Below are 25,091 nucleotides of genomic sequence, written 5' to 3'. Positions count from 1 at the left end.
GGTCGGTCCGTCACCCGATCGGCGCCGGACCCCGGAAAGCCTAGAGGACCGGAGGTCGACCGGCCCTGGACATGCGGAGGACCGTTACCCAACCGATGGAGCGTCGACCGCCCGGCGCCTCTCGCCACCCCTCCACCCAGCCCGCGAACCAGGGCCGCAGGCGCTGCGGGGTGCGTGCCCAGCGCAGCAGCTGGACCCCGGTCCAGGACGCGACGTAGACGGGGACCAACGGCCAGGGCAGGTTGCGCTTGGCGAGCCAGACCCGGTTCCGGGCGTTCAGACGGTAGTAGTCCGCGTGGCGCGCCGGGTCGATGGCCGGGTGGTTCGCCACGAGCGAGCCCTCGTACCAGGTGCGCCTGCCCTGGGCCCAGACCCGCCACGCCAGCTCGATGCCCTCGTGCGCGTAGAAGTACGGCTCCCCCCAGCCGGTGCAGGCGTCGAAGACGTCGCGGGGCAGCAGGGTGGCCCCCTCCCAGACGGAGAACACGTCGCTCGAGCGGCGAGGGTCGCCCTTGCGCAGTCGAGGCGTCCAGCGGCGGGGGTTCGCGGCGCCGTCGGGGTCCACGACCCGCGGCTGCAGGAGCCCGATCTCGGGTCGGGCCCGCATCAACGCGACGGCGTCGGCGAGGAACCGCTCGGAGGGCAGGCTCGCGTCGTCGTCGAGGAAGAAGATCCACTCGCCCGAGACCGCTTCGGCTCCTCGGTTGCGGCCGGCGGGGATGCCCACGTTCTCGGCGAGTTCGAGCAGACGGACCCCGGTCGGGACCTCGACCTCGGCGGTCGCGGCGTCTCGTCCGTTCACCACGCAGACGACGTCCAGCTCGACGTCGCGCTGGGCCAGCATCGTGGCCAATCCCCGAGCCAGGTCGCGCGGACGTCGCCCCTGGGTCAGGCTCACGACTCCGACCCGGGGCCGGACCTCACTCAGGAGCGCACCCGCTTCGACGCCATGATGGCGACGAAGTGGCCGACCAACGCCAGCACCGACAGCGGGAGCAGGGCGACGAGCAGGACGCGGTCGGCGGTGACACCGCCCACGACGAGGCCGACGATCGCGGCCAGGAAGACGAGCATCGTCAGCTCGACCGAGTGGTACAGCCGATGGAACGGCACGAAGCGCGCGGCGCTGCGCAGTCGGGACAGGAGGCGCCCGCTCGGTTGGGTCGCGCCTCCTCGTTTGTCTTCGAGCCGGGCGAGGCCCGCATTCGCCCGGGCGACGTGGACCATGTCGTTGAGGGCCTTGTTGAGCACGATCACGAGGGCCAGGGCGAAGCCGGCGGTCGTCCAGAGGAAGTCGTCCGGGGTCTCGAAGGGGAACCCGGCGGCACGGACGCCCAGCACGATCGGGATGAGCGCCTCGGTCGAGTAGTGGCCGACCTTGTCGAGGAAGACCCCGGCCGGCGAACTCGTTCCGCGCCAGCGGGCCACCTCGCCGTCACAGCAGTCGACGAGCATCTGCAGCTGGCCCAGCACGAGGGCGAGCAGGGCACCGGTGATGCCCGGCACGAGCAGCGACAGGGCGGTGCACCAGCCGACGAGGATCATCAACCCGGTCACGCCGTTCGCCGAGACGCTGGTCTTGAGCAGCCACCAGGTCAGGTAGGGCGAGACGTCGCGCAGGTACAGCGAGGCCGTCCAGTGCTCGGCGTTCGCGCGGCTGCGCACCTCGGGCGGCTGGGCGACGCGTCGCAGCTCGGCGATCGAGCTCGGTCTGGTGGGCAGCGCGGTCATCGGCGGCTACCTTCCGGTCTGGGCGGTGATGTTCTTCGTGAGGTCGAGGAAGCCGAGCACGAAGCCGACGCCCCACCCGAAGTGGATGGAAGGCAAGACTACGAGAAACCAGAGCCGGGTGCGGAGGTCGTCGCCGCGGGCGGCGAGCAGAGCGGCCGCGAGCACGAAGACGACGTAGACACCGGGTACGACGAGGGCGAGCGTGGCCCACCCGAGGGCGGTGCCGAGGGCGAGGCCGACCAGGCCGGTCAGGCCGACCACCAGACCGAGCGCCACGCCGAGCACCATGGCGGGAGGGACCAGGTACCGCACGGTGTTCGCCTTGGGGAAGCGTCGGGCCAGTTCGCCCCGCCAGAGCCCGGTGGCGACGAACTGGCGCGCCAGCTTGCGCAGGCTCGGTCGCGGACGGTAGGTCACCACGAGCCGCGGGGTGAACCAGACAATGCCGCCCGTGGCCCGGAGCCGGCGGTTGAGCTCCCAGTCCTGACCGCGCTTGACGCCCTCGTCGAAGAGGCCGACCTCGATCAGACGGTGCCGCAGGAACACCCCCAGGTAGGCCGTGTCGGTCGGCCCCTCGGCCCCACCGACGTGGTGCGGCGTCCCACCGAGGCCGACCCGACTGCCGTAGGCGCGGGCGACGGCCTTCTCGAAGGGGGTGCGCCCGACGGCGGCCATGATGCCGCCCACGTTGTCGGCCCCGCTTCGTTCGAGGGTCTCGACCGCGATGCGCGTGTAGTCGCGAGGCAGCACCGAGTGGGCGTCGACGCGGACCGTGACGGGGTGGACCGAGGCCCGGATGGCCACGTTGAGCCCGGCAGGCGTCGAACCGACGGGGTTGGGGATGCTGCGGACACGCGGGTCGGCAGTCGACATCTCGGCCACGACCTCGTTCGTGCGGTCGACGCTCGGACCCAGGGCCAGGATCACCTCGAACGGGCCTTCGTAGTCCTGGTCGAGCAGGCTCTCGACCGCCGCCCGGATCTCGTGCTCTTCGTTGAGGACGGGCATGACGTACGAGACACCGGGTCGGGTGGCGTCGCCTGCTTGCATGGATCGCGTTCCTCGGGCTCGTGAGCGCCGGGGAGGCGCGGGTCGGGACTGCGGACGGCCGCAGGGATCGTGGCGAGCTTAGCAACACGCCAACGGGGGCCGGGACGCCGTCGCGTCCCGACCCCCGTTGGGACGCCGTCGCGTCCCCACCCCGCCGCACCGACCGGGCAGAGCCTCAGGAGGTCAGGGTGTCGAGGGTCACCTTCGTGGTGTCGGTCTTCCCGTCCCGGACGTAGGTGAGGTCGGCCGTCGCGCCACCGGCGAGGAACCGGACCTGCGCCGTGAGGTCCGTCCGGTCGCTGATCGGCACGCCGTTGAACTCGGTCACGACGTCGCCCTGCCGCAGGCCGGCGTTCTGCGCCGCACCACCGGGGCTGAGCTGGACGATGAGCGCCCCGACCCGGGTGGCGGCCGCGTCGCTCGTGGCGTCGTTCACGCTGGCGCCGAGGAGGCCGTGGCTGGCCTTCCCGTTCGCCATGATCTCTTTGGCGACGCGCTGCACGAGGTTCGACGGCACCGAGAACCCGACGCCGATGCTGCCGGACGATTCTCCGGAACTGGCGATGGCGACGTTGAGGCCGATCAGCTCTCCTTGCGAGTCGAGCAGCGCACCGCCCGAGTTGCCCGGGTTGATGGACGCGTCGGTCTGGATGACCGGCAGCGAGATGACCGAGCTGGCCTGGTTCTGCGTGCCGCCGTCGCCGTTGTTGAAGGAGAAGGGCCCCTGGCCGTTGTTGTCGTTCTGCTGGCCCTGGTCGCTGCCGTCCGTCGGGGCGGCCGAGGACTGCACGGTGATGCTGCGGTTGAGGGTCGAGACGATGCCGTCGGTCACCGTGTTCGACAGACCGAGCGGTGCGCCGATGGCCACGGCGGTGTCGCCGACGTTCAGCTCCGACGAGTCGGCGAAGTCGATGGGGGTGAGCCCGGTCGCGTCGACCTTCAGCACGGCGAGGTCGACGGTGGGGTCGAGGCCAACGACCTCGGCCGGCAGGATGCTGCCGTCGCTGAGCGTGACGGTGACGGAACCCGACGCACTCGCCCCGTCGAGGGTGACGACGTGCGTGTTCGTGACGATGTAGCCGTCGTCGCTCAGGATGACGCCCGAGCCGGTGCCGCCGGACTCGCCCGCCGTCACGTTGATCGTGACGACCGACTTCGTGGCCTTCGCCGCCACCGCCGTGACGACCGTCGCGTCGTCGTAGTCGTTGACCGTCAGGTCTCGCGACTGACCCGTGGCCGAGACGCCGGCCCCGGAGTCGCGGGACAGCACCGCGGCGACGCCGCCGCCCGCCGCGCCTCCGACGAGGACGCCGACCAGGAGGGCCGCCGCGACGGACCCCGCACCACGCCGGCTCTTCTTCGGTTTCTCCGCAGGCGCCTGCCAACCAGCCGCCGCGTACGAGTTCGTCGTGTCGTACGCGAACGCCGACGGGTCGGAGTCCGGCTGCCGATAGGGGTCGGTCCCGGCCTGCTGGTAGGAGGACGGCTGCTGGTACGAACCGGGCTGCTGGTAGGAACCGGGTTGCTGAGGGTCCCCGGACTGCTGGTACGAACCCGTCTGCTGGTACGAACCGGGCTGCTGGTAGGGACCCGCCTGCTGGTGAGACGACGGATGCGGGAACGAGCCGGGTCGAGGCTGCGAGTCGTCGTTCCGGCGCCCGTCGGGGCCGGACTCGAACTCGCCCGCTCGCGGCGTGCTGCCGGGGAGAGGCGGAGCACCGTAGGTGACGCCCTGGTCCGCCGGGTACGGCGTCGTGGGCTGGGCACCGTCGTTCGTGGCCCGGTCGGTGCCCGGGACGCCCTGCGAACCGTCGGCGGTGCCCTCGGGCGTGCGCGGTGCTCCGTCGTCGGCGTCGTCGTGGCGGGGGGTGTCGGTCATGGTGCTCCTTCCAAGCCCTGACAGCCTGGTCGCCCAAGCTGGGCGGATCATACGGCGAGCCTGTGAGCGGACTGCGCCCAGCTTATGCGGCGGCTGGACGGGACCTCCCCAGAGCCCCTCCACCGCGGCTACGGTGACGGGATCATGACTCCTCAAGCACCCTGGCAACGCGCGGCGAGCGGCGCCATGCTCCTCGACGCCGCCGGTCGACTCGCCCCGACCATCTTCGCCGAGATGTCGGCGCTCGCCACGGCGACGGACAGCATCAACCTCGGGCAGGGATACCCCGACGAGGACGGCCCGGTCGAGGTCCTCGAGGCGGCGCACGAGGCACTGCGCTCGGGCCTCAACCAGTACCCGCCGGGCCGGGGCATGCCCGTCCTCCTCGACGCCGTCGCCGCCCACCAGAGGCGGTTCTACGGCATCGACCTCGATCCGCGACGCGAGGTGCTCGTGACCGCGGGGGCGACCGAGGCGCTGGCGGCCACGATCCTGGCCTTCGTCGACCGCGGTGACGAGGTGGTGACGCTCGAGCCCTTCTACGATGCGTACGGAGCCGTCATCGGGCTCGCGGGCGGCGTCCACGTCACCGTCCCGCTCCGGGGTCCGGACTCGGTCGTCGACCCGGACGAACTCCGACGGGCCTTCGGACCGCGCACCCGCCTCGTCGTGCTGAACGACCCGCACAACCCCACGGGCAGCGTCCTCGACGACGCGACCAGGCGCCTCCTGCTCGAACTCGCCGTCGAGCACGACGCGCTCGTCGTCACCGACGAGGTCTACGAGCACCTGCTCTTCGACGGAGCGGCACACGTGCCGTTCGCCACTCTGCCCGGAGCGGCGGCCCGGACGATCAGCATCTCGTCGGGAGGCAAGACCTTCAACACGACGGGGTGGAAGATCGGCTGGCTGACCGGTCCGGCCGAACTCGTCGACCGCATCGTCGCCGTCAAGCAGTACCTGACCTTCGTGAACGGCTCGGTCTTCCAGCCCGCGATCGCCGTCGGACTCGGACTTCCCGACGCCTACTTCGACGGGATCGCTCGCACGCTGGCCCACAAGCGAGACGTGCTGTCGGACGGGCTGCGTCGGGCCGGCTTCGCGGTGCGCGCGAGCCGCGGCTCGTACTTCGTGGTCGCCGACGCCGCTCCGCTGGGGTTCGACGACGCGGCCGAGCTCTGCCGGCGCCTCCCGGAATCGGTCGGAGTCGTCGGGTTGCCGATCAGCGCCTTCTGCCACCCGGCGCTCGCCGCCGAGCAGTCGTCCCTCGTCCGCTTCGCCTTCTGCAAGCGCGTCGAGGTGCTCGAGCAGGCCGCGGCCCGACTCGCGTCACTCTCGGTCTGAGCGCTCCGTGGAGGTCTCGCCGGCCCCCACGCGGCGCGGGACCACGTCGTACCGACGCAGGGCCAGGGACGGGTTCAGGCGCCGCACGGCGGCGATCCGGTCGGCCGAGACCCCGGCCACTGCCATGACGTCGACCTCGTCCCCGACCGAGGCGACGGCCACGCCCGTCGGGTCGACGATCGTGCTGCAGCCCACGCCGATCGGCGGTGCGTGGTCCGCGGCGGCGACGTACACGGTGTTCTCGAGCGCACGAGCGGTCAGGAGGGTCGTCCAGTGGTGCTGCTTGAGCGGCCCGCGCACCCATTCGGCCGGCATCAGGACGACGTCGGCCCCGGCGTCGACGAGCGTCCGCGTGACCTCGGGGAACCGCAGGTCGTAGCAGGTCTGCAGACCGAAGACGAGCCCGCCGACCTCGAAGGTCGCGGCGACGGCCAACGGGCCCGGCACGATCCACCGGGACTCCTGCCCACCGAACGCGTCGTAGAGGTGCTGCTTCGAGTAGCGGGCGACGACGCCCCGACCGGGCGCCACGGCCACGAGCAGGTTCTCGAACCGGGCCGGGTCGGGCGAGACGGCGACGAGGCCGGCGACGACCACGACGCCGAGCCGGTCGGCCAGCGCGGTCAGATGGCGCACGAAGGGCCCGTCCGTCGATTCCGCGGCCTCGAGGTACGCCGGGCCCAGGTCGGGGGAAAAATACGACGAGTACTCAGGGAAGACCGCCACCTGTGCTCCGCGGCGGACCGCCTCCTCGGTGAGGTCCGTGATGGTCCGCCGGTTGCTCGCCGGGTCGTCGCCGGGTGCGGTCTGCACGACCGCGACGACGACCTCGGGTGTCCTGCCGGCGCTCATCGCGCCCACCGCCCCGCCACCTGGGCGGCGGCCTCGCCCACCCAGTAGGAGGCGCGGGTCGTGGACTCGGCGACGCCCCCGGCCACCTGCGTGGTCGAGACGGCGTCCGCGAAGCCGTCCGCAGGCGCGTCGACCGCACCGGCGACGAGGACGACCGGTACTCCGACGGCGTCGGCCATCCGACGCACGAGCGACACGGTCTTCCCGGCGGCGGTCTGACCGTCGAACGATCCTTCTCCGGTGACGACGACGTCACCGTGGGCCAGGGCCTCGGCGAGACGGACCGTCTCGGCGACGGCGACCGCTCCGGGTTGCAGACGGGCACCCCAGGCGAGCAGACCGAAACCCGTTCCTCCTGCGGCCCCGGCCCCGGGCGTCGTGGGATCGACGTCGACGAGGCTCGCGAAACGCTCGAGACCCTGCTCGAGTGCGAGGACGTCGTCGACGGAGGCACCCTTCTGCGGCCCGAACACGGCCGCGGCACCGTCGGGACCGAGCAGGGGGCTGTCGACGTCGACCAACAGCGTGACGCCGTCGGGCGGGAGGGCGATGAGACCCGACAGATCGACCCGGGCGGCTGTCGTGAGGCCGTGGTTGCCCGAGGCGACGGGCTCCCCCAGGGAATCCACGATGCGGGCACCGAGGACCGTCAGAGCGCCCGCTCCCCCGTCCGTCGACGCGCTGCCTCCGAGGCCGACGACGAGTCGGGTGGCTCCGGCGTCGACGGCCGCACGGATGACGTCACCCAGGCCGCGGGTGTTCGCGTCGTGCGGCGCAGGTGAGCTCAGCAGGCCGAGCCCGCAGGACGAGGCGAGCTCGACGACGGCCGTACCGTCGGGCAGCGTGAGCCAGGGGGCGTCGACCGGGCGGCCGTCAGGGCCCTCCACGACGCTCTCGTGGCGGACGCTCCCGGGGCACGCCCGCTCGAACGCGTCGAGGGTGCCCTCGCCGCCGTCCGCCAAGGGCAGGGTGACGACGACGTCGTCCGGCCGTGATCGTGACCAGCCGGCAGCGAGGGCCGCCGCCACCTCTGGTGCGCCGAGGGATCCCTTGAACGAATCGGGCGCGATGACCACCCGGAGTCTCGACATGCCTCAACCTTGGCATGATCGGCGGCCGGGGCACAGACCCGATCACGCGCACGAAGACACGAAGAAGGCCCCGGTCATTCGACCGGGGCCTTCATCGTTCTTGTTGCGGGGGCAGGATTTGAACCTACGACCTCTGGGTTATGAGCCCAGCGAGCTACCGAACTGCTCCACCCCGCGGCACAAGAAATGACTCTAGCACGCCGTTCGGCCCCCGTCCAATCGAGCCACCGGAAGAGGCACCCACCACGCTGGATCGACGACGAACCCCCCTCCCGGCATGCCGGAAGGGGGGTCGACGATCACCGCTCGGGCCTACTGACCGCTGGCGGCGACCGCGTCCTCGAGCGCGGTCTGGAGGCGCGTGTCGGCTTCCGCCGCCGCGACCAGGTCGTTGTCGGCGTAGGCCGCGGCACGGTCGGTCAGGGCCTGCTGAGCGTCGGCCAGGGCCTGGTCGAGCGCCGCGTTGTCGGTACCCGATCCGGTGCCGCCGGTGTCGGGGGTCGCCGTGCCACCGTCGGTCGCTCCGTCGCCGGTGCCGGTGCCCGTGCCGTCGGTCCCGTCACCCGTGGTCGGCACGCCGTTGTCTCCGGCGGTCGCACCCGAGTTGCCGCCGAACAGCGAGTCGAGGGCGCCGTCGAGGGTGTCCTCGAAGGCGATCTTGTCTCCGAACGAGACCAGGATGCGCTGCAGGACCGGGTACGACGTCTCGGAGTTCGACTTCACGTAGATCGGCTGGACGTAGAGCAGACCACCGCCGACCGGCAGGGTCAGCAGGTTGCCTCGGACGACGCTCGTGTCACCCCGGGTGAGGAGAGCGAGCTGGTTGGCCACGGCCGTGTCGGTGTTGAAGTTGTTCTGCACCTGTCCGGGACCGGGCAGCGTGTCGGTGCGCGGCAGGGCCAGCAGCGTCAGCTTGCCGTAGTCCGACGAGATCTCGCCCGGCGTCGACCCGGCATCGGCATTCGCCGCGAGATAGCCCGTCAGCACGTTCCGGGCGTTCTCACCCGACTGTTGCGGGATGTACGTCGAGTAGATCGAGAACGCAGGGTCTTGATCGGGCAGCTGCAGCGTCAGGTAGTACGGAGGCTGCAACGGCGGGTTCTGGGCGTTGCTCGTCGGCTCGTTGGGCGTGACCCACGCGTCGTCGCTCGAGTAGAACGAGTCGGCGTCCGTCACGTGGTACGTGCCGAGGATCGCCCGCTGCACCTTGAACATGTCCTGCGGATAGCGGACGTGCTGGAGCAGTTCGGCCGACATGTCGCTCAGCGGCGACAGCGTGGAGGGGAAGATCTTGTCGTAGGTCTGCAGGATCGGGTCGCTGGTGTCCCACGCGTAGAGCTTGACCGAACCGTCGTACGCGTCGACCGTGGCCTTGACCGAGTTGCGGATGTAGTTGATGTTGTTCGAGGCGTACACCGGGCGGTCGTTGTACGTGTCGGCGATCGCGTCGGACAACGCCTGCGGCTTCGAGTACGGGTACTCGTTGGTCGTGGTGTAGCCGTCGACGATCCAGACGACCTTGCCGTCGACGACGGAGGGGTACGGCGCGCTGTCGATGGTGAGGTAGGGAGCGACCTTCTGGACGCGCTCGGTGGGGTCACGGTCGTAGAGGATCTGCGACTGGTCGTTCACCGCGTCGGACAGGAAGATCTGCTCGGACTGGAACTTGATGGCGTAGATGAGCTTCTTGAAGACGTTGTCGAGCTTGGGCCCACCGTCTCCCTCGAAGGTCGTCGTCTCGTTGGTGCCGTTGTCGTTGCTGCCCGACGGGTAGTCGAGCTCGATGTCGTTGCCGCCGTCGCCACCCACGATCGAGTAGGTGGGCGACTCCTGGCCGAAGTAGATTCGCGGTTCGTAGTCGCCGGCGTCGCCGAGGGCACCCGTCACCGGGATGCCGGACTCGAGGAAGACCGGCTGGCCGTCCGCCGACCGCTGGTTGCCGTAGGCCGCCACCACGCCGTAGCCGTGCGTGTAGACGAAGGTCGTGTTGTAGGGGGTCGCCGAGTTGCCGAGCTGCGAGGTGTTCAGCTCGCGCACGGCGATGACGGTGTCTTGCACGTTGCCGTCGATCGTGTACCGGTCGACCGCGAGCTGCTCGGGGAAGCTGTAGTACTGGCGGTACTGCTGCAGCTGGGCGAAGGCGTCGGTCACGAGTGCGGGGTCGATGATGCGGATGTTCGCGGTGGTGACGGCGTCACCGGCCAGGGCGCCGGCCTCGGCGTCGGACTTCGCATCGTAGGTCTGCTCTTCGACGTCGGCCACGCCGTACGCCTCACGCGTCGCCTGGATGTTGCGCTCGATGTACGGCGACTCGACCGTCCGCTCGCTGGGCTCGACCGTGAAGCGCTGGACGATCCAGGGGTAGATGCCCCCGACGATGATGCTGATGATGATGAGCGCGGCCGTACCGATGACCGGGAGGCGCCAGCGGCCGACGATCGCGGTCACGATGAACAGGACGGCCACGACCACCGCGATGCCGGCCAGGATCTGCTTGCCGGGGATGCCCGCGTTGACGTCGGTGTACGTGGCACCCGTGAGGAGCTTGTTCGTTCCGTCGGACAGGGTCGCGTACTGGTCGAGCCAGAGGCTCACGCCCTGGAGGAGCAGGTAGACGGCGGCCGTGACGGCCAACTGGATGCGCGCGACCTTCGAGATGCGCACCTCGCGACCGGTGAAGCGCAGGGCACCGTAGAGGTAGCTGGTCGCGACGGCGGCGATGCCGGCGATGAGCACGACGGCCGAGGCGAAGCCGACCACGGCCTGGTAGAGCGGCAGCTCGAAGACGTAGAACCCGATGTCGAGCCCGAACTGCGCGTCGGTCTGACCGAAGGGGGTGCGGTTGATCCACTCGAGGACGGTCTGCCACTGCGTCGACGTGGCGATGCCGGCGAAGAGGCCGAGGACGGCGGGGACGCCGATGACGACGGCCCGACGCAGGGGCTCGATGACCTGCTGGTAGCGGTCGAGCTGGGAGTTCAACTTGGCGTACACCGGCCGGAACCGGAAGGCCACCTCGATGCTGACGTACACCGGCACCGCCATGGCCACGAAGCCGACCGCGAACATCACGAGGCGGGAGATCCACTGTGTCGTGAGCACTCCCGTGAACCCGAGCTGCTGGTACCAGAGGTAGTCGGTCAGCAGCGACGAGAAGATGAAGAAGGCGATGACCAGGGCGGCGAGGACGGCCACCGTGACCAGGACGGGCAATCGGGGCGAGCGTCGTGCGGTTCGCGACGATGCGGGTGACGTCAAGGGTGGACTCCTGGCTGACGGGGACGTGGACGGCCATCCTACGTGTCGAGCCTGGCCGACCCAGCGTCCCCTTCTCAGCTTTGCGCGGGCTGCACGAACGCTATCGACCGGCCGTGCAGGTGGCCAGGGACGACGTGTCGCCGCCGTCCGCGACCGTCTCGAGCGCAGTGACCGCATCGTCCAACGTGGCGACCGAGTAGACGTCCAGCCCGGAGGGCACGTTCCCGACGACCTCGGAGCAGTTCGTGGACGGCGCCAGGAAGACGGTCGCCCCGGCGTCGCGAGCACCGTAGAGCTTCTGTCGGATGCCGCCGATGGCACCCACCTCGCCCGAGGCCGTGATCGTGCCCGTGCCCGCGACCTTCGCGCCGCCGGTGAGCTCGCCGGGTGTCGTCTTGTCGATGATGCCGAGCGCGAACATCATGCCGGCACTCGGTCCACCGACCTGGTCGAGCTTGAGCGTGACGTCGAAGGGATACGTGTAGTCCACGCTGACCCCGACGCCGAGGAGCGGCGTGCCGTCGACTTCTTGCGGGGTGACCTGCTCGGTCATGCTCGTCCCCGCGCGTTCGAGGACCACCTCCGCCGGCGTCGACGCCCCGTTCGCCGCCACCAGGCCGCGGAGGACGTCCACGTCCGCATCGGTGGCGAGACTGGTGCCGTTGACGCTGACCAGGACGTCTCCCTCGCGCAGGACGCCCTCGGCAGGGCTCCCCTCGGAGACCTGGCTGACCGTCACGGCGCTGGGGACGGCGTACCCCTCGTGGATCAGCGCCGCGGCGATCGCGGACTTCTGGGAGTTCTGCATGTCGACGGCGTTCTGTTCGTCGACCTGGTCGTTCGACACCCCCGACGGGTACACGGCCTCGACCGGGATGACCGAACGGCTACGGTCTGCCCACGCGCGGACGACGTCGACCCAGCCCGGCCGGACGTCCTGGTTGCCCTGCACGCTCACGGTCAGCAGGTCGAGGGTGCCCGCGGTGGGGTAGGTCTCGTGGCCCGACACGGTGATCAGGGGTTGGGACGAACCCTCGTACTCGGCACTGCCCAGGGTGTCGAACACGGGGCCGGGCTGTTCGATCAGGTAGGGCCCCGGGAGGAGGCTCAGGACCACGGCCGAGACGACGGCGACACCCAGGAGGGGCCAGCCGAACCTGCTCGCTCGGCGTGCTGACGAGGGGGCGGTGCGCGGGGGCGTGAAGAAGGCCACGGAGGGTCCTTTCGGGATCGGCCGGGGAGGCGCGGGTCGCGTTCGCCACGAGCGGAGCGACGCCCCCGGAGCGGTGGCCGAATCCCAGGATCTTCGTGCGGCCAGCAGCTAGCGTAGTCAGCATGACCGATGATTCGCCGCGCGGGCCTGAGGACGAGTTCCGTGACATGCTGCGGCAGTTCCTGTCCGGCGGTTCCGAGATCGATCCGTCGCAGCTCGCCGGGGCCGCCGGGCTACCCGACGACCCGGCCTTCGTGGCGCGACTCATGAGTCAGCTGCAGAACGCCGTCAACAGCAGCGGTGACGGCATCGACTGGTCGATCGCCACCGAACAGGCGACCGCCGTGGGCGCCCAGAGCGCCGTCGTGCCGACCGCGGCCGAGACCGCCGCCCTCGAGCAGGCGTTCCACGTCGCCGCGCTGTGGCTCGACGACGTCACGTTCGTGGCCGAGCTCACCGCCACGCCGCGCCTCGTGACCCGCGCCGAGTGGGCACGGCTCACCATGCCCGTGTGGAGCCAGCTCGCCGAGCCCGTGGCCACGTCGATCGCGGACTCCCTGACCGGCGTGCTCAGCGAGCAGGCTCCCGAAGAGATGCGCTCGATGCTCGCCGGGGCCAGCCAGGTCATGCGCAGCGTCGGCGGCACGCTCTTCGCCATGCAGCTCGGACAGGTCGTCGGCCAGCTCTCGACCGAGGTCGTGTCCGGCGGCGACGTCGGCATCCCGCTCCTCGACGAGCAGCAGGCGGCGCTGCTCCCCCAGAACGTCGCCGCCTTCGGCGAGGGCCTCGACATCGAGGCCGACCAGGTCCAGCTCTACCTGGCGGTCCGCGAACTCGCGCACGCCCGCCTGTTCCGGCACGCCCGATGGCTGCGCCTGCACCTCATCTCGTCCATCCGCGAGTTCGCCCAGGGCATCCGCATCGACACCTCCCGGCTCGAAGAACTCGCGGTGGACTTCGATCCCTCGAACCCCGGCGAACTCCAGGAAGCCATGAAGAGCGGGGCCCTCATCCCCCCGAAGACCGACGAGCAGCTCGCCGCCCTCGCCCGGCTCGAGACCACCCTGGCCCTGATCGAGGGCTGGGTCGACGTGGTGACCGCCCAGGCCACGGCGCGCCTCCCGAAGTCCGCGGCGATCGCCGAGACGGTCCGCCGCCGCCGGGCCGCCGGCGGGCCTGCCGAGTCGGCCTTCTCCACCCTGGTCGGCCTCGAACTGCGGCCGCGGCGCCTCCGCGAGGCGGCCGTCCTCTGGCAGACCGTGACCGACGCCGTCGGTGCCGAGCGCCGAGACGACCTCTGGTCGCACCCGGACATCGTGCCCACCAGCGCCGACGTCGACGACCCGCAGTCCCTCGTGGCCCGCCTGACGTCGGACGAGCCCACCTTCGACGACGTCGACCAGGCGATCCAGGACCTGCTCGACGACACGACCGACGACCGCCCTCGCGAGGGGGACGACGGCTCGGCGACCGAGCCCGGCGAGTCCGGGCCCGACCAGGACGCCCCCCGGTCCTGACGAACACCGTCACCGGGGCCCGGGCGGACCTGTGGACAACTCCTCATCCGCCCCGGCCCCACGACATGATCGGACGATGCCCCTCGTCCTCGATCCCCGCATCCCCGTCGTCTGGCGCGATCCGTCGACCCTCCAGGTCGGCGTCGACCGCCCCACGCTCGTCCTGAGTCCGGTCAGCAGGCTCGACGAGCGGGTGTTCGCGGCCCTCGCCGCGGGGCACGGCGCGGGGGGCCTGCCCACCCTCGTCGCCCACCTCGGCCTGGATCGCGCCGCGGTCGAAGCCTCCGTCGAGCGCCTGCGACCCGCGCTGGGCGGCGACACCCGGTCGGTCGTCCCGCCGACCGTCGTCGTCGGCGGGCCGGGCCCCGTCGCCGATGCCGTCGCGCGCCTCCTCGGCTCCTGCGGTGCCGACGTCCGACGGGCCGACGCCGACCTGGCTCCGCCGCGGCACGCCACGGGCGTCCTGGTCGGCGGGCACGTGCTCGACCCCCGGGTCGTCCGAGAGTGGGTGAGGTCCGATCTGACGCACCTCGTCGTACGCGTGGGCGATCGTCACGCGCGGATCGGCCCCGTGACGGTGCCCGGTTCGACGGCCTGCGCCCGATGTCTCGACCTCCACGCCGGCGAGGCCGACCGTGCCTGGCCCGCGATCGCCGGTCAGCTGAGCGCCCGTCCCCTCACCGCGCCTCCGCTGCTGTCCGTCCACGAGGTCGCCACGAGAGCCGCCCGCCGGCTGTGGTCCCGTCTGACCGGCGCGGACGGCGCCCCCGAGGACTCCGAGGTCGAGTCGATCTCGATCGCCGACGGGCTGGTCACTCGCGCGGACGTGCCGCCGCACCCGGAGTGCGGGTGCGCAGCTCTTCCACGAACCGGCTCACCCGCCGTTCGCCGCCGCGCCCCTGCCCCGAGCGACTCCACGACAACCGGAGCCGCTCACGCGCCCTCGTGACGCCGACGTACAAGAGGCGGCGCTCCTCGTCGATCGCCGCGTCGTCCTTCGCGTAGCTGATCGGGACGAGGCCCTCGCTGAGGCCGATCAGGTAGACGCTGCGCCATTCGAGGCCCTTCGCGGAGTGCAACGTCGCCAGGGTGACCGCGGCCATGGTCGGCTCGTGCTGACCGGCCTGGCGGGCGAAGAGCTCGTCGACGAACTGGCGGAGGGTCGTCCCGGGGGGTGATGCCTCGGCCAGGCCCATGATCGTGTTCAAGGACTCCCAGCGGTCGCGGATCGCGCCTCTCTGGTCGGGTGCGTCCTGGGTCCAGCCGAGCGACCGGAGGACGTCGCTGACGGTCTTGAAGAGCGGCTCGCCCACGATGCTCACCGCCGCGCCCTTCATCATCATCAGGGCCTCTTTCACCTCACGGAGCTCGAAGAAGCGCGTCGCGCCGTGGATGCGGGTCGACACGCCGACGTCGGCGAGTGCGCGCTCGATCGCCGCCGCCTGGACGTTGACCCGGTACAGCACCGCGATCTCCTCCGGCGCGACTCCCGACCGGATCTCGTCGGCGATGGTCTCGGCGATGCCCCTGGCCTCGGCCGAATCGCTGGCGTACTCGGTCACGGGCGGCACCGGGCCCGTCGTCTCGACGGCCGGGTGGAGGTGCAGGGCACCCGGCCGGCCCCGCATGAGTTGGTTCGCCGTGTCGACGATCTGCCGCGACGAGCGGTAGTTCTGCTCGAGACGGACGACCGTGGCGTCGTCGTACCGTGAACCGAACCCGAGCAGGTAGTCCGAGGACGCACCCGCGAACGAGTAGATGGTCTGACTGGCGTCGCCGACCACGCAGAGGTCGTTCCGGCCGCCCAGCCACAGGTCGAGCAGGTCCTGCTGGAGGGGCGAGACGTCCTGGTACTCGTCGACGACGAAGAAGCGGTACTGCTCGTGCACCTGCTGGGCCACCCGCGGCTCCAGCTCGAGCATGCCGACCGTCGCGAGCAGGACGTCCTCGAAGTCGAGCTGTCGCCGTTCGTCCTTGACGGCTTCGTAGGCACGGTGCAGGTCGACGGCTTTCTCGACGCTGATGGCCGGCGGCAACGACCTGCTCGACAACGCCTCGGCGTAGTCCTCGAGGGTGAGCCGAGAGACCTTCCGCCACTCGATCTCGGCCGCGAGGTCGCGCAACGCCGCCGTGTCGATCTTGAGCCTCAGGGACTCGGCGGCGTGGGCGAGCGCCTTGGCCTTGCTGTCGAGGAGCCGCGGCATCTGACCACCCATGGTCTGCGGCCAGAAGTAGGACAGCTGGGACAGGGCCGAGGCGTGGAAGGTCCGTGCAGAGACTCCCCCGGCGCCCAGGTGACGCAGACGGCCGCGCAGTTCGGCGGCCGCGCGTGAGGTGAAGGTGAGCGCCATGACGCGGTTGGGGGCGTACACGCCGGTGGCGACCCCGTAGGCGATGCGATGGGTGATGGCACGGGTCTTGCCCGTACCGGCACCCGCGAGGAGGCACACGGGGCCGAGCAGTTTCGACGCCGCACGGCGCTGCTGTTCGTCGAGCCCCGCGATCAGGTCGGCGGCCTCGGTCACTGGTCGATCTCGCCGCCGAACCAGTCCTCGATGATCGCCCGGGCGATGGACGTCCGTCCGGGCAGGACGATCTCGCCCAGGCCGGCGACCAGGTCGTCACGACTGAACCAGCGCAGGTCGAGGATCTCGGCCCCGTCAGGCGTGAGCGTCCCCGGGTCGCCGGCGTCGACCTCGGCCCGGAAGCCGAGCATGAGGCTCGCCGGGAACGGCCACGGTTGCGAGCCCACGTATCGAGGCGACACGACGTTGATGCCGGACTCCTCGAAGATCTCGCGCTGCACCGCGTGCTCGAGGGACTCGCCGGGCTCGACGAAGCCGGCGAGCAACGAGTACCGGTTCTGCTCCCACAGGGCGTTCGAGCCGAGCAGGAGTCGGTCGTCCGCGTCGGTGACGCCGACGATGATCGCAGGATCGGTCCGGGGGAAGACCTCGTGGCCGTCGTCCGGGTCGCGACGGACCCAGCCCGCCTTGTCGGTGACCAGGCGGCGGCCGGTGCGCGGCGAGAACCGGTGCGAGTCGTGCCAGTTCGCCACGGCGACGGCCTCGACGGCGAGGCCCGCGTCCCGGTCACTCAACGCCGTTCCCGAGACGCGAGGACTGCCCCAGGCGGAGTCGTCGGACGAGAGCGACCGCGCGCGCTCGTCGTCGAGCAGCGCCGCGAGGAGGGGTGTGCCCACCGGCTCGACGGCGGAGGGGTCCTTCGAGACACCGAGGTAGACGTAGTCGTCGGCGGCCGGCACCACGGCAGCCGGCAGGAGCGCGAGGGAATCCGGGGAGGCCATCAACGTCCGCCCCCGCCAGACCGGGAGCACACGGGTCACCTCCGACGCGAGCAGTTCGTCGACGACTCCGTCACGCTCACGGGTGAGGTAGTCCCGGTCGACCTGGTGTCGGGACAGCGGGAGCCGGGACGTGAGAGGCGAGGACATCGGACGACCAATCATCGCGAGTTGACAGCGTGGCGCACGGCAGGGCATCGCGTGCGGCGGCCTACCCTGAGGGCATGGCCAGATCTCATCTCACTCTAGCCGCGCTGGCCACGGCCGCCGTCGCGGACCTGGACGTCACGCGTGCGTCACGCCACGGCAGCGAGACGGGTGGCGACTTCGACTCCGCACTCGTCGACGGCCGTGGCGGAGAGCACTGCATCGTCCGCGTCCCTCGCTCGCAACGCGCCGAGGCCGAGCAGTCGGCCGACCTCGTCGCCCTCCGTGCCCTGAGCGCAGGGGTCCGAGGGCGGCTCTCGTTCGACGTGCCGGCCTACCGGGGTCAGGCCCCGATCGGCCGCACACGCGGCATCGTCTACGACGTCGTCCCCGGCGAGCACCTGTCGATCTCGCGACTGACCGCCACCAGCGACCTCCCGACGGCACTCGGCCGTGCCGTGGCGGCGATCCACTCGCTGCCGACGAGCTTCGTGACCGACGCCGGCCTGATCAGTCACACCCCGTTCGAGGCCATGCGCTCGTCGGCGGCCTTGGTCGATCGTGCGGCCTCGACCCGCCTCCTGCCGGCCGCGCTGCTCGAGCGATGGGAAGCCGCGATCCAGGACTCGGTGCTGTGGCAGTTCCAGCCCACGGTCGTCAACGGCTCCCTCGACGCCGGTTCGGTGCTCGTCCTCGGCGACACGGTCAGCGGTGTGCTCGGCTGGCACGACCTCCAGGTCGGTGACCCCGCCCGTGACCTCGCCTGGTTGCTGGGTGCCCCGAGCCCGACGGCGGTCGACACGGCGTTCGACGCCTACAACACCGCTCGCGGCACGAGCGACCACCAGCTGCGGCACCGGGCGACCCTCTACCGCGAACTCGACCTGGCGAAGTGGCTGCTGCACGGCACCGGCACCAAGAACACGTCGGTGGTCGACGACGCCGTCGAGATGATGACGAAGCTGGTCGACTCCTTGCCCGGTGACCGACGGGCCGGCATCGGCTCGGGCTCGACCGCGGCCTTGGACGTGGACGGCGTCGAGGACCTGCTCGAGGCCACCGAGCGCCGTCACGTCTGAGTCGACGCCTCGACCCGCTGCCAGAGTTCGACGAGCTCGTCGCGGTCGGCCACGTGCCGGGGCCGCAGCACCACGTCGTCGGCGACGAAGTAGAAGACCGCGTCGATCGTGTCCGCCGGGACACCCCTGAATCGCGCGTAGGCCTCGCGGTAGAGCGCCAGCTGGAGCTGCTTGAGCTCGAGGTCGGCGTCGTCGGTGGGTGCCTTGCCCGTCTTCCAGTCGACGACCTCGAACCGGCCGTCGCGTTCGAAGACGGCATCGATCTTGCAGATGACGGTGCGACTGCCGAGGGGGAGGTGGATCTCGAGCTCGACGTCCGTCGGTTCGAGAGATGCCCAGGCCGAGCGCTCGAAGGTCGTCACCAGCTGCTCGAACCGCCTCGCGTCGTCGGGATCGATCGGCCCCGACCCGGGTGAGCCGACCCGCTCGTCGTCGAGATCGCTCTCGTCACCCCAGGCGTCGAGGGTCTCGGCACGACCCGTCGGCCGGAAGCGCTCTTCGACCCACTCGTGGAACAGCGTGCCGAGGCGGGTCGCCCGGTAGGGCCGTTCGGGCAGGGGACGACGGAGCGCGGCGGCGACCGCGGCGGGGTCGTCGACGTAGTCCTTGAACCTCGAGGCCGGGATGCGCTGGGGAAGGGGGACCGCCCCGGCGCCCGCTCGCGCGGCGTCGCGCTCGAGCAGCAGCAGGTCGATGTCGGACGACCATCTCGACGCGGTGCCTGGCTGCTGCGTGTCGGCGGGCTCGTCTCGTGAGCGCCGGTCGACGGCCGTGGTGACCCGTGCAGCGGCGTCCTCGACCACCGCGCGGCGTTGCCCCAAGGGGTCGAGCGGCCAGCTGAGCTCTCGGGACGCGGCGGCCAGGGGGTTCTCGTCGTCGTCGGGTCGTTCGGGGAGGTCACCGGTCGGTACGAGCCCACGCTCGGCCAATTCGACGACGAACCGGCTGGCAGGGCGGGGGCGGACGGCACTCGTCCAGAAGGAGCCGCTCACGAGCAGGGCGTCACGGGCCCGGGTGAGTGCGACGTAGGCCAGACGCCGCTCCTCGGCCTGGTGCCGGACGATCAACTCGTCCTTGAACGCCTTCAGCGCTTGGTCGAACTCCTTCTGGTCGGCCACGCCCCGCCAGCCGAGCACGGGCAGCTCGGCGGCATCGCCGCGGAACTCGTACGGCAGTTCGCCGAAACCGAGCCACCCCACGCCTTCGCGGGAGGTGCCGGGCAACTCCCCCTCGACGAGTCGTGGCACCGCGACGACGTCCCACTCGAGCCCCTTGGAGCCGTGGATGGTCAGGAGCTGGACGGTGCCCCGCTCGGCCTGCTCGGACCGCGGACCCATGTCGTCCCGCCGCTCGGCTGCTGCCAGCCACGACAGGAAGCCCCCGAGGCCGGCGTTCTCGTCGGTCGCGACGTACCCCGCCAGTTCGTCTTCGAAGGCTTGCAGCCACGCGCCCCCCGACGGCGCGCCGGTGGCCGCCGCCACCTCGACGTCGAGCAGCATCTCGTGCTCGACCAGCGTGACCAGGTCGACGAGATCGAGACCGGTGCGGGCGCGGAGGAAGGCGAGCTGCGAGCCCAGCCGCCTCAGGCGGACGAGCCCCTCGTCACTGAACTCGGAGAGCTGCCGATGCGTGACGGGCGCCGTGGCCACGAAGTCGAGGGCGTCGACGATCGACCCGTGCTCACCCGCGGCGACCGACGCCCGGAACCCGGCGGCGACCTCGTCGTCGAGGCGCTGTTGGGCGTGGTCGTGCGAGAAGAGCCACGAGGCGACGTCGCGCAGCCGGGCGATGTCTCGAACGCCGATCCGCCATCGGGCACCGGCCATCAGACGGATCGCCTCGGAACCGGCCGACGGGTCGTGCAGCACCCGGAGGCAGGACACGAGGTCGACGACCTCGGGCCGCTGCAGGAGACCGCCGACGCCGAGCACGTGGTACCTGACGCCTCGAGCGGCGAGGGCCTCGACGAAGACGGGCATGGTCTTCTTCGAGCGGAAGAGCAACGCCGCCGTTCGGCGGGCGGGCTCGCCGTCGACGATCGTGGGCACGGCCAGCTCGCTCTGCAGCCAGGCCGCGACCTGGTCGGCCTCGCCCGGCAGCGTCTGGTCGAAGAGCAGTTCGACGCGCCCCTCGGGCGCACCCGGCCGGGCTCGCAGCTCGCCCACGACCGCCCCGGAGGACCGCGCGAGTTCGGCCACGACGGTGTTCGCGGCGTCGAGCACTCGTGACGCGTTGCGCCAGCTGGTCGAGAGGCTGAACACCGCATCGGGCCGGGCTCCGAAGTCCACCGGGAACCGTCCGAGGTTCGCGGCGCTGGCACCCCGGAACCCGTAGATGGACTGGTGGGGGTCCCCGACCGCCATCACCCCGGTGCCCTCGAAGAGGCGGGACAACAAGGTGGTCTGCACGACGCTGGTGTCCTGGTACTCGTCGAGCAACACGACGCGGTAGCGGTCGCGCAACTCGGCCACGACGTTCGGCGCCGTGTCGCACACCTCGAGGGCCAGGGCCACCTGGTCGGAGTACTCGACGAGGCCCCGACGGGCCTTCTCGTCGGCGAAGGCCACGGCTAGGTCGAGCAGCGGCGGGAGCGCCGACACCGCGCCGACGGCGTCGACGACCGACTTGTAGGCGCTGCCCTTGGTCGACGGAAGACTCGCGAGGTCGAGGAACCGGTCGGCCAGGTGTGCCACGGGCTCGGGCCCGGTGACGTTCTCGCTGAGGGCGTGGCTCAGGCGGAGGACGGCCTCGGTGATGCCGTCGACGCTTCGACCGAGCCCCGCGAGGCGCTCGTCGTGGCTGCCCACGACGAGTGAGCGTGCCAGTTGCCAGGCGGACGCATCGCCGAGCACCTGCGACTCGCTCTCTCGACCGACCCGCAGGGCGTTGTCGCGGAAGATCGCGTTGGCGAAGGCGTTGTAGGTCGAGACGGTGGGCACGTCGAAGGGATCGGCCTCGTCGCCGAGCAGTCCGACGGCGGCGAGCTGGCCGATGCGCCGCTCGATCCGCTCACCGAGTTCGCCGGCGGCCTTGCGGGTGAAGGTCAGGCCGAGCACCTGCGAGACGCCGACGAGACGGTTGGCCAGCAGCCACACCACGCGGTTGGCCATGGTCTCGGTCTTGCCGCTGCCGGCGCCCGCGACGACCAGGGCGGGTTCGAGAGGGGCCTCGATGACGGCTTGCTGCTCGGGGGTCGGCGTGGGAAGCCCGAGCGCCTCGGAGATCTCGGCTGCTCCGAGCCGGGACGAGGAGGCGCGCGTCGTGCCGTCGACGCCACGACCGTCGACCCCGTCACGCGTGCCCGCCGCGCCACCCCCGTCGGCGGCGCGACCCCCGGTCGTCACGAGCCGCTCACCTCGCCCACCACGTGGATGCGGCACGATCCGCCGTGCCGCCCTTCGCAGTGGTCGTCGAGACGGGCCACGAACACCCGCCCCGCCATGTGCTCGGCCGCGTCGACGACCCGGGCACGGAAGGCCGCGAGTCGGTCGTCGTCGAACGCCCCCTGGGCGGGCTCCCGGTAGAGCTTGCCCCGGACGCCCGACGACACGATCACGAGCTTCGCCCCGCCGGGAGGTGTGCCCTCGGGCACGGCCTCGACGGCACCGTCGGCGAGGGCGACCTGGTAGCTGCCCAGCTGGGGGTGTTCGGCGACGGCCTGGGGCGACGTCGGGGCCGACCGGCCCGTCTTGAGGTCGACGATCACGGCGGTGCCCTCGCGGGTGCGCTCCACCCTGTCGATGGACCCGCGCAGACGCGCCGGCCCGATGTCGAGGCTGAAGGTGGACTCGGCGCCGAGCAGGCTCCCGCCCGACGCCTCGAAGTCCCGCAGGTAGGAGGAGAGGCTCTCGGTCATGTCGCGCGCCCGGCGTTTCTCGGCCTCTGCGATCCAGGCCGACTCGAACTCGAGCTCGGGCCAGCGCCCCTCGACCGACTGCCAGAGCGAGTCGACGTCGGTGCCCTCGGCGTGCTCCATCACGTCGTGCAGCACCGTGCCGAGACCCATCGCCGCGTTGGGAGGGGACCCGCCGAACCGGTCGACGAACCAGTGCAGGGGGCACTCCTCGAACGACCCGAGTTGCGACGGCGAGACCGGCACGTGGGCCTCGGGAGCCTCCAGGTCGATGAGCGGCTCGACGGTGCTCGGGTCGAGCAACCCGTACCAGTCGTCCGGCGACGCCCCCGCCACGCCTTCGCCGGCGAGTCGGGCCAACGCCTCGACCGCGTCGTCGGCCCGTGGTCCGTGAGGCGACGAGACGAGCACGTGACGGAGGTGCCCCACGAGTCCTCGAAGCGACAGGGGGTGCCCGGCGGGTGCCTCGGGGCAGCCGTCGGGCAGCAGCCGGAAGAACGGCGAGGGCCCCTCGTCGTCGTTCGAGGTGCAGGAGAGCACGACCTGTCGGGTGGCCCGCGACACGGTGAGGGCGAACATGCGTAGTTCGTCGGACAGAACCGTGGCCCGCGCGTCGGAGGGGGCTGCCGGCTCGTCGTCGTGGTCGTCGACCGGACCACCGCGGAGCAGGCCGCGCTCGGCGAGGTCGACCAGCTCGTCGGGGGCGAGCAGGCCGCCCCGGACCCGGAGGTTCGGCCACACGCCGTCCTGCAGCCGAGCGGCGACGACCACGTCGACCTCGATGCCCACGGCGTTCGACGGCGAGCACACCAGCACGGTCTCGGCCGTCGCCTGCGGCGAGAGGGTGTCCTCGGGCACCTCGGCCCCGAGCAGCGAGTCGAGGAAGGCACCGGCGGGTGCCTCGGGGGTGCGTTCGACGAAGCGCTTGGCGGCCGTGAACAGGGCGACGACACCGTCGAGGTGACGGTCGGCCTCGGCGGCAACGATGCCGCGACCGTCGCTCTGGGCCGACCACTCGGCCGCGAGTCCGCTGCGCTCCCAGAGGCCCCAGAGCACCTCTTCGATGCTCGCGCCGGTCGCGGCTGCACGGCGGGCCGCGTCGAGACTGGTCGAGAAACGCCCGGCTCGGGCCGCGAACCTCGAGTCGATCGTGACGAAGCGACCGGCTCCCTCGAGCGCCTCGACGAGCAGGTCGTCGGCCGAGCGGACGCCGCCCGTGCCGAGCTCGTCGGCTCGCAGGGCGAGCCTCAGGCGTCGGAGCGACAACGCGTCGAAGCCGGCGAGCGGCCCCAGCAGCAGCTCGGTCGCGAGCTCGACGGTGAGCTCGTCGCGACCGACGGCGACGGCGGCGGCGAGCAACAGGTGGCGGGCCGCGTGTTCGTCGCGCACGGCGCGTCCGGCGACGGAGGTGCGGGTCGGGACCTCGGCGAGCTGCAGCCCCCGGGCGACTCCGGCCACCTGCCCACCGCTGCGGACGACCACCATCATGCGCGACCACGGCACCCTGCGGACCAGGTGGTGCTCGCGCAGCAGGCGGGCCACCGACGCCACTTCGTGGCTCGGGCTGTCGGCCCGGACGGTCACGATCGGGACCGCCACCGGGTCCGCCGCTCCCCCGGCCTCGGAGGGCTCGATCGCCGGAGCCGCCACCGCGGCGTGCTGGCGACCGGCGCCGGCCGTCCCGATGCGCGAGGTGACCCGCTGCACGAGATCGCGCAACGGAGGCTGGTGCCGGTGGGCCGTGGAGAGGTACAGGGTCTCGACGTCGGACAGGCCGAGCCGAGGGCCGAGACGACCGAGCACGTCGGGCGTGCCCCCGCGGAACGCGCTGGTGGACAGGTCGGGGTCGCCGAACGCGACCACGGCGACACCCCGCCGCGTCAGGGCGCGGAGCAGCGCCAGGGTCGACTCGGTCGCTTCTTGCGCGTCGTCGACGAGGACGACCCGCAGCCCCTCGACGACCGGGGAGGTCTCGCCGCGGTCGAGGGCGGCGACGGCGTAGTCGACCAGGTCCGCCGAGTCGAGGTGCTGCCCCCGCGCCGCGTCGAGGACGCTCAGGTACTCGTCGCGGAAGTCGGCCACCGCCGCCCATTCGGGCCGGTCGGCCCGTTCGGCGGCTCGTCGGAGCCCCTCGGACCCGATGCGATGCTCGGTCGACCGCATGAGGACTTCGCGCAGTTCGGTGCGGAAGCCGCGGAGTCGACGAACGGTCGGGCCGAGCCCCTCGGGCCAGGACGGACCCGTGCCGTCGACCTCGTGCCCCTCGAGGAGGGAACGGACGATGCTGTCCTGGTCACCGCCCGTCAGCAGGGTCGGCGCGGGCAGGCCGACGAGCCGCGCCGCATGGCCGACCACGTCGAACGCCAGGGACGAGACGGTGCGGGCCAGGGGCCCCGGGGTCGGCACGGTGAGCCTCGACGCGATGACGTCACGGAGCGTCGTCGCCGTCGAGCGCGTCGGTGCGAGCACCATGACGGCGGCCGGACCCCAACCGCGCCCTTCGACGCGGTCCACCACGAACTCGACGAGCGTCCGGGTCTTGCCCGAGCCCGGGGCACCCAGGACCGCGGCCGATCGCCCGTCGGCCAGGTCGAGCACGGCCCGCTGCGAGTCGTCGAGCACCGGCGACACCGAGGCTCGGGCCGGACTCGAGAGGGGCGGTGAGACGGTCGAGGCCATGTCCCGACGCTACCGGCTGGCACCGACATCGAGGTCGGTCGCGTGGACCCTCGACGGCCCGACGGGCCACCCCGTGTGCGCCGACAGAGAACGT

Annotated in this window: 16 protein-coding genes and 1 tRNA gene; 3 read left to right on the top strand and 14 right to left on the bottom strand. The window is 71.6% G+C overall.

Annotation, left to right across the window (positions count from 1 at the left end; all coding sequences use genetic code 11):
- Nucleotides 1-40: 40 nt before the first annotated feature.
- From QRN23_RS04940 to QRN23_RS04925, 4 genes are all read right to left on the bottom strand, one after another.
- Nucleotides 41-928 carry a glycosyltransferase family 2 protein gene (locus tag QRN23_RS04940; protein ID WP_056048607.1) on the bottom strand — a complete coding sequence of 296 codons (888 nt, stop codon included), beginning with the start codon at nucleotides 926-928 and terminating at the stop codon, nucleotides 41-43.
- Nucleotides 925-1,731 carry a CDP-alcohol phosphatidyltransferase family protein gene (locus tag QRN23_RS04935; protein ID WP_056048611.1) on the bottom strand — a complete coding sequence of 269 codons (807 nt, stop codon included), beginning with the start codon at nucleotides 1,729-1,731 and terminating at the stop codon, nucleotides 925-927. Before QRN23_RS04935 ends, QRN23_RS04940 begins: the two co-directional genes overlap by 4 nt.
- Nucleotides 1,732-1,737: 6 nt before the next feature.
- On the bottom strand, nucleotides 1,738-2,781 hold the full coding sequence (locus QRN23_RS04930; RefSeq protein ID WP_267659435.1) for a glycosyltransferase family 2 protein: 1,044 nt from the start codon (nucleotides 2,779-2,781) through the stop codon (nucleotides 1,738-1,740).
- A 175-nt stretch (nucleotides 2,782-2,956) separates the two neighbouring features.
- Nucleotides 2,957-4,660, bottom strand: coding sequence for a S1C family serine protease (locus QRN23_RS04925; RefSeq protein WP_285062746.1), 1,704 nt, complete (start codon nucleotides 4,658-4,660; stop codon nucleotides 2,957-2,959).
- A gap of 144 nt (nucleotides 4,661-4,804) precedes the next feature.
- On the opposite strand from QRN23_RS04925, the gene QRN23_RS04920 reads away from it, so the two are divergent.
- Nucleotides 4,805-6,004, top strand: coding sequence for an aminotransferase class I/II-fold pyridoxal phosphate-dependent enzyme (locus QRN23_RS04920; protein ID WP_123571723.1), 1,200 nt, complete (start codon nucleotides 4,805-4,807; stop codon nucleotides 6,002-6,004).
- On the opposite strand, the gene QRN23_RS04915 is transcribed toward QRN23_RS04920, so the two are convergent.
- From QRN23_RS04915 to QRN23_RS04895, 5 genes are all read right to left on the bottom strand, one after another.
- Entirely contained in the window at nucleotides 5,990-6,856 is an 867-nt protein-coding gene (locus tag QRN23_RS04915) for a carbon-nitrogen hydrolase family protein (protein ID WP_056049178.1), read from the bottom strand. The two genes, QRN23_RS04920 and QRN23_RS04915, sit on opposite strands and share 15 nt — an antisense overlap.
- Nucleotides 6,853-7,947 (bottom strand): glycerate kinase, encoded by a 1,095-nt coding sequence (locus tag QRN23_RS04910; RefSeq protein ID WP_267659432.1) that lies wholly within the window; start codon nucleotides 7,945-7,947, stop codon nucleotides 6,853-6,855. Before QRN23_RS04910 ends, QRN23_RS04915 begins: the two co-directional genes overlap by 4 nt.
- Nucleotides 7,948-8,050: 103 nt before the next feature.
- Nucleotides 8,051-8,124 (bottom strand) — tRNA-Met (locus QRN23_RS04905).
- A gap of 135 nt (nucleotides 8,125-8,259) precedes the next feature.
- Nucleotides 8,260-11,205, bottom strand: coding sequence for a UPF0182 family membrane protein (locus QRN23_RS04900; RefSeq protein ID WP_082460570.1), 2,946 nt, complete (start codon nucleotides 11,203-11,205; stop codon nucleotides 8,260-8,262).
- A gap of 100 nt (nucleotides 11,206-11,305) precedes the next feature.
- Nucleotides 11,306-12,418 (bottom strand): YlbL family protein, encoded by a 1,113-nt coding sequence (locus QRN23_RS04895; protein ID WP_123571541.1) that lies wholly within the window; start codon nucleotides 12,416-12,418, stop codon nucleotides 11,306-11,308.
- Nucleotides 12,419-12,540: 122 nt separating this feature from the next.
- Here QRN23_RS04895 and QRN23_RS04890 point away from each other — a divergent pair, with 122 nt between their 5' ends.
- Nucleotides 12,541-13,935: a zinc-dependent metalloprotease gene (locus QRN23_RS04890; protein WP_159827081.1), complete on the top strand. Its 1,395-nt coding sequence runs from the start codon at nucleotides 12,541-12,543 to the stop codon at nucleotides 13,933-13,935.
- Nucleotides 13,936-13,978: 43 nt separating this feature from the next.
- Here the strand turns inward: QRN23_RS04890 and QRN23_RS04885 are convergent, their stop codons facing one another.
- From QRN23_RS04885 to nudC, 3 genes are all read right to left on the bottom strand, one after another.
- Nucleotides 13,979-14,491 (bottom strand): hypothetical protein, encoded by a 513-nt coding sequence (locus QRN23_RS04885; RefSeq protein ID WP_285062745.1) that lies wholly within the window; start codon nucleotides 14,489-14,491, stop codon nucleotides 13,979-13,981.
- Between the two features lie 256 nt (nucleotides 14,492-14,747).
- Entirely contained in the window at nucleotides 14,748-16,460 is a 1,713-nt protein-coding gene (locus QRN23_RS04880; protein ID WP_159827087.1) for an ATP-dependent helicase, read from the bottom strand.
- Nucleotides 16,457-17,389 carry an NAD(+) diphosphatase gene (gene nudC / locus QRN23_RS04875; RefSeq protein WP_277959681.1) on the bottom strand — a complete coding sequence of 311 codons (933 nt, stop codon included), beginning with the start codon at nucleotides 17,387-17,389 and terminating at the stop codon, nucleotides 16,457-16,459. The genes QRN23_RS04880 and nudC overlap by 4 nt, the downstream gene beginning before the upstream one ends.
- Before the next feature lie 74 nt (nucleotides 17,390-17,463).
- Between nudC and QRN23_RS04870 the strand changes: the two genes are divergently transcribed.
- Nucleotides 17,464-18,465, top strand: coding sequence for a phosphotransferase (locus tag QRN23_RS04870; RefSeq protein WP_056048636.1), 1,002 nt, complete (start codon nucleotides 17,464-17,466; stop codon nucleotides 18,463-18,465).
- Here the strand turns inward: QRN23_RS04870 and QRN23_RS04865 are convergent.
- On the bottom strand, nucleotides 18,456-21,809 hold the full coding sequence (locus QRN23_RS04865; protein ID WP_502874805.1) for an ATP-dependent helicase: 3,354 nt from the start codon (nucleotides 21,807-21,809) through the stop codon (nucleotides 18,456-18,458). The genes QRN23_RS04870 and QRN23_RS04865 overlap by 10 nt on opposite strands.
- A complete protein-coding gene (locus QRN23_RS04860) occupies nucleotides 21,806-24,997 on the bottom strand; it encodes a UrvD/REP family ATP-dependent DNA helicase (protein ID WP_285062744.1) in 3,192 nt (1,063 codons plus the stop codon). The genes QRN23_RS04865 and QRN23_RS04860 overlap by 4 nt, the downstream gene beginning before the upstream one ends.
- Nucleotides 24,998-25,091: the final 94 nt, after the last annotated feature.

Source organism: Frigoribacterium sp. ME-P-080 (genome assembly GCF_030209595.1).
In the GTDB taxonomy this organism is placed as follows: domain Bacteria; phylum Actinomycetota; class Actinomycetes; order Actinomycetales; family Microbacteriaceae; genus Frigoribacterium.
Note: the sequence above shows the minus strand (reverse complement) of the source record. Positions and strands in the feature narration are given on the sequence as shown.